At 54.9% G+C, this 12,465-nt stretch carries 6 protein-coding genes; all 6 read left to right on the top strand.

The genetic code is table 11. The annotated features are described in order from the left end of the window. Positions 1 to 8 precede the first annotated feature (8 nt). The 6 genes from FHS27_RS18595 to FHS27_RS18620 all read left to right on the top strand — a co-directional run bounded on the left by FHS27_RS18595 (position 9) and on the right by FHS27_RS18620 (position 12,351). A complete protein-coding gene (locus tag FHS27_RS18595; protein ID WP_184306388.1) occupies positions 9 to 5,975 on the top strand; it encodes a hybrid sensor histidine kinase/response regulator in 5,967 nt (1,988 codons plus the stop codon). Positions 5,976 to 6,456: 481 nt separating this feature from the next. Further along, positions 6,457 to 7,371, top strand: coding sequence for a dihydrodipicolinate synthase family protein (locus FHS27_RS18600; protein ID WP_184306389.1), 915 nt, complete (start codon positions 6,457 to 6,459; stop codon positions 7,369 to 7,371). 257 nt (positions 7,372 to 7,628) lie between these two features. Next, on the top strand, positions 7,629 to 8,009 hold the full coding sequence (locus FHS27_RS18605) for an ArsR/SmtB family transcription factor (protein WP_184306390.1): 381 nt from the start codon (positions 7,629 to 7,631) through the stop codon (positions 8,007 to 8,009). After that, positions 8,006 to 9,019, top strand: coding sequence for an ArsJ-associated glyceraldehyde-3-phosphate dehydrogenase (locus tag FHS27_RS18610; RefSeq protein ID WP_184306391.1), 1,014 nt, complete (start codon positions 8,006 to 8,008; stop codon positions 9,017 to 9,019). Before FHS27_RS18605 ends, FHS27_RS18610 begins: the two co-directional genes overlap by 4 nt. Positions 9,020 to 9,219: 200 nt before the next feature. Continuing rightward, positions 9,220 to 10,491, top strand: coding sequence for an organoarsenical effux MFS transporter ArsJ (gene arsJ, locus FHS27_RS18615; protein WP_184306392.1), 1,272 nt, complete (start codon positions 9,220 to 9,222; stop codon positions 10,489 to 10,491). 252 nt (positions 10,492 to 10,743) lie between these two features. Next, a complete protein-coding gene (locus FHS27_RS18620) occupies positions 10,744 to 12,351 on the top strand; it encodes a sialate O-acetylesterase (RefSeq protein ID WP_221225210.1) in 1,608 nt (535 codons plus the stop codon). Positions 12,352 to 12,465: the final 114 nt, after the last annotated feature.

The following is a 12,465-nucleotide window of genomic DNA, read 5'->3' on the forward strand; positions in this document are numbered from 1 at the left end:
GCATATTGTTGAAACCTCCCATTCCACCTGTCGACGAACCGAGTAGCGATGATCGCTATCGAGTTCTGAGAGAGCTTTCCGATGCGTCGATAGTGTCATGCTATCTCGCGGAAGATCAGCTCTCGCGTGCACGTGTTATCTTGCGAGAGGTGCCCAAGAGCTTCTTCCATCACGGCGGACTTGCACGTTTTGAGAATGAAGCTCGGCAGACATCGAGCATTCGATGCGAATCTTATTCGAGTCCGCTCGAGTATGAGGTGCGAGACGAGACTCTCCGCGTCGTCTACGCGTATATCGAGGGAGAATCGCTCGGGCAGCGATTCCGAACCAAGCCTTTTGAGCCGCAGCAAGTAATGCTGCTTGCGCAAGATTTGCTCAATGCGATGGGCCATGTCCATGAGTTGGGATGCATTCAAAAGGATATTCGACCGTCGAACATCATCATGCAACCCGATGGTCGAGCGGTTTTATGCGGCTATGTCCCGCTGTGGTGTCCCGACGTCTTCGGCAGTGATACGCGATTGGGACGTGAGTGCGCCTCATATACTTCGCCGGAATTGTCCGGAATTATCGATCACGACATTGGAGAAGCATCCGACATCTATTCCGTCGGGTATGTGCTGCACGCAGCCATCACGGGCCAACCGGCGTTTGATGGTGAAATCAGTGAAATCCTCTATCAACACATGACAGCGGACCCCGACTTCAGTCAATATCCACAGGATATGCCCGAGGTCGTGATCCGATTCATCGAGAAGTTGATTCGCAAAGAACCACGTGAACGTTATCAGTCGGTCCGAGCTGCTCAGTACGACGTACAGCAGATTTTGGAGTTTTTGAGCAGCGGTGCTGATTCGCACGGCTTCGTGATCGGAAGTGCCGATCATCGAACCGAATTGACGGATCCCGCATTCGTCGGCCGTGACGATCAACTCGTGGTTCTCGAAAATGGTCTCGACAACACGTTGTCCGGATCCTCGTGTAAGGTCTTGTTGCGGAGTGAATCCGGCATGGGCAAGACGCGATTGCTGAGCGAGATTTCGCGTGTAGCAGCTCGAAAAGGATTCTTGCTTCTCAACGGCCGATCGTCACAACACGCCGCGCAGCAGCCCAACGCACCGTGGCTGCAGATGATCGACCAATTGTCCAAGATGATTGCGACCGATGAGCAATTGCGCGCCCAAACCGCGACACGAATGGAGGCGTATCGAGAGGAAGTCACGACGGCGATGCCGGAACTGGCTAAAACACTCGGTTGGTCGCGTGTTCAGCTTTCGGGCCCCGAGGAACTCGGTCAAAAACGGGTCATTATGGCCTTCCGAACGCTCATCACGGGACTAGGGACGCCCGAGCGTAGCGTGATGGTGACGCTCGATGATTGTCAGTGGATTGATGATCAATCGATGCGAGTGTTGTCCGGAATCTGTGAAACGGATGTGAAGTATCTGTTTCTGTTCGCGGTCGCGCGTCCCAATGGAAACAGCGCTTCTCTTGAGCTAAACGATCTCACAGCGTCGACAGCGTTGTCGCTCGATCCGTTAACCAATCAAGCGGTCAAACAACTCGCTGAGTCGATGGGCGGGCAATTGCCACAGCGTGCGATCAACGTTGTCACCAAGTACGCCGAAGGCAGCCCCTTCATGGCATCTGCGGTGCTGCGCGGAATGGTCGAGTCCAAGATTCTAATCGTGAAGGGTAATACTTGGGTAATCGACGATGAGAAATTGTCGAGCTTCCAAGCCGCGGACGATGCGAGCGAGATTCTCGTTAGCCGGTTGTCGCAACTGCCCCAAGAGGCACGAACCCTGTTGTCCGCTGCGGCGGTGATCGGAAAAGACTTCAGCCTCGATGCGGCGGCGGATCTCGCAGGCATAAGCATGGCGGAGGCACAATCCGCGATCAAGCCCGTCCGGCATCATCGGTTGGTTTGGAGTCGTCCTAACAACGTCGTTTCCTTCGTTCACGACAAAATTCGCGAAGCCGTCTTGAGCGGCTTGTCCAAATCAGCGATTGAGTCGATGCACGGCCAAATTGGTCGCTACCTGGAAGCCAACTCGCCGCATCGATATTTTGAATTGGCGTACCATTTCGATGCCGCTCAAATGCACGAGCAGGCGTTGCCCTATGCGTTGAAAGCGGCCGAAGCGGCTCGCAAGAGTTTCTCGCACGAGAGCGCCGAAACGCAGCTCCGAATCGCCGAACGCGCACTGGAATATGCTGACCGTGAGACGCGTCATCATATCCAGATGATGATGGCGGATGTCCTTATTCTGCAGGGCCAGTACGACAAGACGGACGTGTGGCTCGATCGCGCGTCACATACCGCCACCAGCGACACAGCGAACGCAAAGGTTGCATTGAAACGCGGCGAACTGTCGTTTAAACGCGGTAACAAAGATCAGGCGGTGACGTATTTCGAGGCCGCTCTCACGCAACTCGGCCAACCCGTCTGTAACTCTCGCGGTCAGCTCTGGTGCAATTTGGGGCTTGAAGTTGTCCGTCAAGTTCGAAATTCAATGTTCCCTGGTCGGTGTGGACGCAACGTCGATGCGCCAACAGACGCTGAAAAGATGACGTTGTCGTTGTATAGCCAAATCGCACACGCGTATTGGTATACTCGCGACAAGTACTACACCTTGTGGGCACATTTGCGTGGAATGAATCGGTCGGAACAGTACACGCCTAACCGCTATGTCGCGCAATCCTATTCCGAGCACGCTCCGGTGATGACGCTGCTGCGGTGGGAACGACGGGGCGTCGAGTACGCAAAACGTTCACTCGAGCTTCGCAAATCACTCGATGATGTTTGGGGACAAGGACAATCGCGAAACTTCCTTAGTATTCTGCTGTATTCGTTTTCTCGATTCGACGAATGTGTGGAACAGGCTCGTCAAGCGGTCGATACGCTCGAGCGTACGGGTGATTACTGGGAAGTGCACATCGCTCGCTATCAGTTGGCCGCGTCGCACTACCGGTTGGGCAATTTAGGTGAAGCCGTACGGCTCGCGAGAATCAATTATCACTCCGCCGTCGAACGAGGTGATTTTCAAGCGACCGGGAACATCATTGATGTGTGGGCGCGCGCCGCGATGGGTGACATCCCGCATGACGTGATTCAAACCGAGATGGAACGAGATGTCTTCGACCCTCAACGCAGTTGCGAGGTTCTGCTCGCCAAGGGGGTTCGCGAGTTCTATCAAGAACGATATGCCAACGCGGTAGAACTTTTCCAGCGCGCGATCTACACTGCCGAAGACGCTAGTGTGGAAAACACCTACATCAGCCCGTGCTACGCGTGGTTGTGTTCGGCCACACGCAAATTGTTTGAGACGAAACCCTGCCGAACCCGCAAAACTCGTCGAGATAGCGTTCGTGGGCTGCTTCGCGCCTGTAAGAAAGCCGTTGCGATCGGGACCCGATATACCAATGAACTCCCTCACGCACTGCGAGAACTCGGTGCGGCGTATGCGATTGCGGAGAAGTACAAACTCGCTCAAACCTATCTTCGCCGAAGCGTCGATGAAGCCAAGCGGCAAGGTGCGATCGTCGAACATGCGATGTCGATCGTCCATCACGCCGAGTTGTGCAAGGAACTCGGGTGGCCCTACGACGAGGAAGAATACAAGGACGCACAAGGAATACTTGCCGGGACTCGGCAAACCGGTGAGGTCGTTAACGAGCAAGGCTCGCTTTCGCTGCTCGATCGATTTGATTCGTTGCTCGCGTCGGGGCGGCGCATCGCCACTACCGTGGTTCCCGAGGAAATTCATTCCGAAGTTTGCAAGGCTGCCAAACGAATCCTTCGCGGCGAGAACGTGTTCATCGTTCTCGAAGGCGAATCAGAGGGAGAGTCGGTCACCGTCCCTCAGGGCCAACTCTTTGACGTTGCACTCGTTGATGAAGCGCGTCGGACGCGTTCGACCGTGGTTCAAGACGTCGAGAACATCACTCAGCGAGGCGTCACCTCGGTCCGTGAAGGCACGTTCCTGTGCAGCCCCATTGAAATCGGTGGCAAAACGGTCGCGTACTTGTATTTGACCAATCAACGTTTCTCTGGGTTGTTCGACGACGATGAAGTTCGAATCGCGGATTATCTGACGTCGGCCGCGGGGGCCGCGTTAGAGAAAGCGGACAGCTTCCAAAAGCTGCAAGACCTCAACCAAACACTCGAAGCTCGAATCTTGGAACGCACGATGACCGTCGTGCAGCGGTCACAAGAACTCGAGAAGACGGCGAGTCAATTGCAGATGACCAAGGAGAAACTCGAGACCGCCAAAGAAGCCGCCGAGGCTGCGAACGCAACCAAGAGCGAATTCCTGGCGCGGATGAGTCACGAAATTCGTACGCCAATTACAGGAATCTTGGGATTCACGGAGTTGTTGCTGCGTGGTGTCGTCAACAATGAACAAAGCCGTACGTCACACCTGCAAACGATCCACTCTAACGGCACGCACCTGCTGAACCTGCTCAACGACATTCTCGACATCTCGAAAATCGAAGCCGATAAGATCGTTCCTGAATGCGTTCCGTGTAGCCCAACACATTTGATCGGCGAAGTCGTCACGTCGTTGCAAGCGAAGGCGTTTCAAAAGAACATCGGTTTGCAAATCCAAATGGACGCTCCGATGCCTTCGGCGATTCTGAGCGATCCGACGCGGTTCCGCCAAATCGTCAGCAACTTGGTTAGTAATGCGATCAAGTTCACCGATGAAGGTGGCGTGACAGTTCAGCTCGATACCCAAGGTTCACCTGCCTCGCCGACTCATCTCATTGTTTCGGTGAATGACACCGGTACCGGGATGACACCGAGTCAGCTGCAGAAGATTTTTGATCCATTCACACAAGCCGACACGTCGACGACGCGGAAGTACGGTGGTACCGGACTCGGGTTGTCGATTAGTAAACGACTCGCAGACGCTCTCGGCGGTTCGTTGACGGTTTGGAGTGAGTTGGAGGTCGGAACGAACTTCAGTTTCGTGTTACCGCTCTCAGTCCCTGACGATGTCGAGATGCTCAGCCCCGGTGATGCGATGATTCGTGCCGAGGGCGGCCAGGTCAAAGAGTTTTCGCGAGTGGTCCTACCCGCGACGCGTGTGCTCGTGGTGGACGATGGCGAAACGAACCGAAACCTGATCACGCTGCTACTGGAAGATTCCGGCGGTGTTGTGTTCACGGCCACCAACGGTGAAGACGCAATCCGTCAATTGATCAGCAATCAACTGGACGTTGATCTGGTCCTGATGGACATGCAAATGCCAGTCATGGACGGATACACCGCGACAAGCCAGCTCCGAGCAGTCGGATTTTCGAAGCCGATCATCGCGATCACCGCTAATGCGATGCACGGTGACGAAGCCCGCTGTCGTGCCGCAGGCTGCAGTGGGTACCTGACCAAGCCGATTGATTTGAACGCGCTGTTGCACGTAGTCTACGACGCATCGGAATTCGACGAAACGATGATTGAAGATCTGAATGAGCTACCATTCGAATCTGATGTCGAAACGAATGACACGTCGGATCCGAGCACTGATACACTTCCGATTGATGAAAACGGCCCTAAGAAACGCCGATGGATCGACGGTGAACCTGTGTTGCCGAACGATTGGTTGCGAAGCTTTGCGTGTGAGTTTGTTGACCGCGTTGCGGACAAGTTGCCATCAATCCTCGATGCGAACGATGCCGGCGATCTGGATGAAGTTGCTCGCAACCTGCACTGGATCAAGGGCACCGGCGGCTCGGTAGGTCTGAACCCTCTTTCCGAACTCGCGTCGGACGGTGAAGCGGCGATCGCGTCGTCGGATGTTGACCAAATCTATGAAACACTTCGAGAGATGCAGCAATTCCTCATACGGGCGCAGGAAGAACAAGCCAGTTCGTCAACACCCATCGTCGATGACGTGATTGATGGACTCGGCCAAAGTAAGGGCGGTGTCGCAAGGAGAACACAGATGGACGATCGGACGGTCCATCATTAAGCGTCGGCTCGCGTCCCAACGCAGCAACGGTTGAGAAAGGTTCATTGAGCGATCCAGACCGCTCATCGCATTAATGTCAATCGAGCGTGTTTGGGAGCGATGCCGACGTGCTGCTAGGAGACCCGGCAGGGAAGTGGAGTGTTTGGAATCCGGTTAGCTGAACCATCACGTTAACCTTCCTGTCGGTCTCTAGCGGATCAGTTTCTCTTCGCATGCGTGTCAAACGCAGTGTTTGCACGAATACGGTGTCGTGACGTTGGCGAAATCTACTCGTCAAGCAAACGCTTCGGATAGGCCCGGTGGTGCGGTTCAGGTTTGCGGAATATCTCAGTGCATTGTTTGGATCCCTTGCATTGTTGCGATAAGATTTCAGCGTAATCAGTGGAATGTGAATCGAGGCGATTGGCAGGTGACGGCGAAGATGCCATAAACTGGGCGTCATCCGGATTGCCAGTACAGAAACCAACGTCGATTGAACTTCATGATGTCGAAATCCAGACTCTCTCTGCGTGGTATCGTGCCGCCGTTAATCACGCCGCTTGCCGATCGCGATCGATTGGATCGAGAGGGGCTGGCACGTTTGGTTGAACACGTCGTTGAGGGAGGCGTCTCGGGCGTTTTTATCCTTGGTACGACGGGCGAGGCGCCGAGTCTTAGCTATCGATTACGGCGTGAGTTGATACAAGAAACGATTCGGATCGTTGACGAACGCGTTCCGGTGCTCGTGGGAATCGCCGATACCGCGTTTGTCGAATCGCTCGCGTTGGCGAGGTTCGCGGCCGAGCGTGGAGCCGACGCGGCGGTATTGACAACGCCATACTACTTTCCTGCCGGGCAAACCGAACTGGTGTCCTATGTTCGGAAATTGGTCGCGGAAGTTTCACTCCCCGTGGTGCTCTACAACATGCCTCAACTGACCAAAGTTTGGTTTGATATCGAATCGCTGCGACGGCTTAGCGATCTCGACCGCGTCATCGGTGTTAAAGACAGCAGCGGTGACATGGAGTACTTCGCAAAGCTGTGTGAACTCAAGACTCAACGTTCGGACTGGTCCATTTTGGTTGGTCCCGAAGCAAAATTGGCGGAGGCACAAACGCTCGGGGGTGACGGTGGCGTCAATGGTGGAGCGAACGTGGCACCTGGTCTTTTTGTCGATTGTCACCGTGCGTTATGCGAGGGCGATGACGCGACTGTCGCCGATCGGCAGGCGAAGATTCTGAAATTCCAACAGATCTATGACATTGGCAAATATGCGTCGCGCCACATCAAGGCGACCAAATCGGCGGCTTCTCTGTTAGGCATCTGCAGCGATTTGCCGGCGTTGCCGTTTAACCCGTTCTTGCAACCGGAGCGTGAACGGGTTGCGGAGATCCTGCGCGACATTGGATTGCTGTAACTTGGCAAACGTTGTCGCGGGCTCGTCGGCATTGTCCGCGGTTTTGGCGGGCTCTGCAGTCACGCGAGAAGCGAGCACGCGTGCCGAATGGTGGCCTCTGGCGAATTTGAGATCCTCGCCGAGTCGCGACAATCAGCTCAATTGAGTACGGTGACTCAACACGACAAATTGCCTTGTTCTTAACAGGAAAATCATATTCGCGGACTTCCTGCGGATATGTCTAGACAGGACCCAAACGCTTGGATAGTTTTAGAACCATGGAAATGAACGAAGCCGTAGTTGCACTATCGGCCCTCGCTCAGGAATCACGATTAGCCGTCTTTCGAATGCTCGTCAAAGCGGGCGAAGATGGATTTGCAGCCGGAGAGATCGCAGAGAAGTTGAGCATCCCGCCCGCGACGTTGTCGTTTCATTTGAAAGAACTTGCTCACGCGGGGCTAGTCTTGTCGAGGAAAGAGGGACGCTCGATTATTTATTCGATGAACTCCAAAGGCATCAAATGTTTGATGGGATTTTTGATCGAGGATTGTTGTCAGGGGCGGCCTGAGTTGTGCATCTCGGCGGACGGTTGCGACGACGCGAAAGTGTGCGAGCAGCCCAACAAATCCCCGAAAGGTAAACGAAAGAAAAGCGGATGAAGATACGTGTCGGAATCAACGGGTTTGGGCGGATGGGTAGGCTCGGCATGCGAGCAGCATGGGACTATCCCGAAATTGAAATTGTGCACGTCAACGAGCTCACGGGTGACGCCGAAACGTGCGCTCATTTGCTAGAGTTTGATACCGTACACGGTCGTTGGCGCCGCGAAATCGCCGCCGAAGATGGTGCGATGATCGTCGATGGCAAAAAGGTCACGGTCAGTGCACTCGCAACTCCCGAAGAGGTGCCGTGGAAAGATCACGGTGTCGACATTGTGGTGGAATCGTCTGGCAAATTCCGCACACCAGAAACGCTAAACCCGTACTTCGATCACGGTGTCCGCAAAGTCGTCGTTGCTGCTCCTGTGAAGGACGGTGCTCTGAATGTCGTCATGGGATGCAACGACCATCTCTACGATCCGCAAACGAATCATATCGTTACCGCTGCGTCATGTACTACCAATTGTCTCGCCCCGGTGGTGAAGGTGATTCACGAAAACATTGGAATTGAGCACGGTGTGATCACAACGTTGCACGACGTTACCAACACTCAAGTCGTCGTGGACGCGCCGCACAAAGACCTTCGTCGCGCCCGCTCGTGTTTGAACTCACTCATCCCAACGACGACGGGATCGGCGAAGGCGATCACGATGATCTATCCCGAACTGCAGGGGAAATTGAACGGTCTTGCGGTTCGGATTCCTTTGCTCAACGCGTCACTCACCGATTGCGTGTTCGAGGTGAAGAAACACACGAATGTGGAAGAGGTCAACGGATTGCTTCGCGAGGCCTCGAACAATTCCCTGAAGGGTATTCTCGGCTTCGAAAGCAAACCGCTCGTCTCGGCCGACTACGTTAACGATGTCCGTTCAGGCATTTTCGATGGTCCTTCGACCATGGTGGTCAATGATACTCAGGTCAAGATTCTCGCGTGGTACGACAACGAGGTTGGTTACGCCAATCGAATGATGGAATTGGTTAAGAAGGTTGCTTGTTCTCTGCCCACGTGATCGGCTTCTGTCGCTCGTGCAATGAACGCCCGATGGGTGGGATCATGCGCGGCGCGGCCTTGCATGGGGCGAGCGAGTGAAACGCTCGCGATGCTCGATTGACGTCGTTCGTGACGGTAGTGCTCCGCCTCCCAACCTTCGGTGGAATAACCTCGCTCTTTGTTTTGTCTGGTTTGCTAGTCCCGAAGAAGAAGATTGCTATGGACGTTCGAAACTACGCCCTCGTGACGGCTGCCTATTGGGGATTCACGTTGAGTGACGGGGCGCTGCGGATGTTGGTGTTGCTGTATTTTCATCAGCTCGGATACACGCCCGTCAGTCTCGCGTTTCTGTTCCTTCTCTACGAGTTCTGTGGGATTCTCACTAACTTGTTTGGAGGTTGGGTCGGATCCAGGATAGGGCTGCGTATTACGTTGTTCGCGGGATTGGCATTCCAGGTCATTGCGCTGGTGATGTTGTCGTTTGTGCAACCGACATGGACGCCCGCGATTTCGGTTGCTTACGTGATGGCCAGCCAAGCGTTGTCGGGGATCGCCAAAGACCTGACCAAGATGAGTTCCAAGAGTGCCGTCAAGTTGCTCGTCACAGGCAGCAGTGATGCGGATCGTCAATCGGCTTTGTTCAAATGGGTGGCGATTTTAACGGGATCAAAAAACGCGCTGAAGGGTTTGGGCTTTCTTCTCGGCGGGGTTCTGCTCGGCTGGATCGGCTTTGTTGCATCGCTATGGGCGATGGCTGGTGTGCTCACGATCATTTTGGTTGTTTCGGTGTTTATGCTCAATGCGGACATGGGGCGATCGAAATCGAAGGCGAAATTCTCGCAACTTTTTTCGAAGAGTCGTGAGATCAATGTTTTGTCAATCTCGCGGTTCTTCTTGTTCAGTTCGCGAGACGTGTGGTTCGTTGTTGGGTTGCCGGTCTTTCTCGCATCGCAGCTCAGTTGGGGATTCGCGGGTGTGGGCGCGTTCCTGGCCGCGTGGGTGATCGGGTATGGAATGGTACAAGCGATGGCACCGCGACTGGTGAGCACCAGCGGTGGTGCGACGACGAAGGCTCGAGCGGCACAGTGGTGGGGATTTGCACTCGTCGTAGTTTCCGCGGCGATGGCGTTGGCGATCCAGACAGATTTTCACCCGACGGCGAGTGTCTTGATCGGATTGGCAGTGTTTGGGATTGTCTTCGCGGTGAATTCGTCTGTGCATTCGTACCTGATTCTGGCCTACACGGACTCCGATCAAGTCGCACTCAATGTCGGTTTCTACTACATGGCAAACGCGTGCGGGCGTCTCGCGGGAACGCTACTGTCGGGCGTCATGTATCTGTACGCTGGTCTGGGCGGGTGCCTTTGGACGTCGACCGCGTTGGTTGTCGCTGCCGTCGTCACCACGCTCTGGTTACCTACGAAAGATGAATCGGTTTCAACCGAGTCCGGCAAAAACAACGATTTACCGCTCGAAGTCTCGACCGCTTAGTTGGTTCGCGGGACGTTAGAGTATTCGCTAACATTGCGAGCGATCAACGCGCTGTTCCAGCCAAAAGTGTCAGCGGCGATCTTATGTGATTGGGGTTTTCAGCTCAGCGCGAAAAACGGCGGATCGTGATTTGGTGGGCTCATTGGAGACGCGTCGTTCGCCATCGAAACGGGGACTTGTTCCCTCGGGCGAGGCGTCGCGTGATACAATGCGAGCGCGAGTCTTCCCGCCTTTCCCCACTTTCGAGGCTGCATGATGTATCGAGGAATTGTTTTTGCGATCGCGTTCCTGTCTGTCTTTCTAGTTTCGTCACACGGTTTTGCGGCGGATGTCGCGAGCCTTTTTAGCGATCACATGGTTTTGCAACGCGACGCGCGTGTTCCTATTTGGGGAACCGGCGCGGATGGGGCGCGTGTTCGTGTTTCGTTCGCGGGGCAGTCCGTTTCAACCGTTTGTGCTGACGGCGTTTGGAGGCTGGAGCTGGATCCGCTCACGGCGTCCGCGGATCCGCAGACTATGACAATCGAGATTGACGGCCGACGCGATATTCAGATCAACGATGTTCTCGTCGGTGAGGTCTGGGTCGGTTCGGGGCAATCGAACATGGCGGGGAATTTGGCACGTTATGCGGCGAAGGATCCTGAGTTGGCAAAGCTCGCGAGCGTTGAGACCTTCGCCAACATGCGACTGCTTCGGGGCGGCCCCAAGCCAACTTGGACGCTCGCGAACCAAGAAAACGTCGGGGCATTTTCGGCTCTCTGTTTCCCGTTTGGTGAACGGTTGCAACGCGATCTCAAAGTGCCCATCGGATTGATGGTCGGTGCCGTTGGAGGAACTCCGTCGGGATACTGGATTCCGGAACAGCACTACAAAGACAGTGGAATTTGTAAGAGCGCGATCGATGAGTTTGCAAAGACCTACGATCACGACAAGGCGATGAAGACCTATCAGAAGCAACTCGACAATTGGGAGCGACGCGTTGCCAAGGCGAAGGAGGATGGGACAAAACCACGTGGCCGAAAACCTATCGAGCCAAAAGGGCCAGGATCGTCGAGCCGGGGCGGGCGAATCGGTGGCCTATATGAAACATATATTTCCTCAATGGCCGGGTATCGAATCCGCGGTGTGCTGTGGGATCAGGGAGAAGGACGCAGCGGCGTCGTTGGCGTCGATCAATACACGATGATGAAGGCATTGATCGAGGCATGGCGCAAGGAATGGGGCCAGGCCGAAATGCCGTTCCTGTTCGTTCAGAAGACGAGCGGTGGTGGCTGCGCCGTTTCCAACCGCGATCCGATGACCGCTCAGGCGGACCCGTTTGTAGACGCTTTGCCGGATGTGAAGACTCTGCAGGTGGACGTCGCCCCCGGACGCGAGCCGTTGGATCGGTTCATGTATCAACGTTTGATGCATGATGTCGACAACGGATGGATGATTCCGGTTTGTGATTTAGGTTCAGGCATTCACCCGACCAACAAATGGGCATATGGAAATCGCGCCGCTGCGGTCGCCCTGTCAAAGGTGTACGGGATGAATGTACCTGCGTACGGGCCGATGTTCCGGTCTTACTCGCGAGACGATGGCAAGCTCATTCTTGAATTTGATTGCGCGAATTCAGGTCTGATGGTCGCGCACAGTGAAACGTTGCAGGGATTCGCCGTGGCGGACAAAGACGGCCAATGGCATTGGGCGGACGCGAAGTTGAGTACGACGGACGGTCGCGCGGCCGTCACGGTTTGGTCGGCCGACGTTCGCGAACCCGCTCGGGTTTGCTACGCGTTTGCTGATCGCCGAGCGTGGGCGAACTTGTTCAACAAAGACGGGTTGCCGGCACTCGCCTTTATCGCAGATGTCGACTGACCATTCGCGATTGATTGCCGTCGGTATCAGAAATCATAGCCGAGCTCGACTGCCTATGGCTCACTTCAAGGTCGGGCTGATGGAGAGTCCCACCAGCCCAAATCGCGGGCTACA

It is taken from the genome of Aporhodopirellula rubra, assembly GCF_014192335.1.
Classification (GTDB): domain Bacteria; phylum Planctomycetota; class Planctomycetia; order Pirellulales; family Pirellulaceae; genus Rhodopirellula; species Rhodopirellula rubra.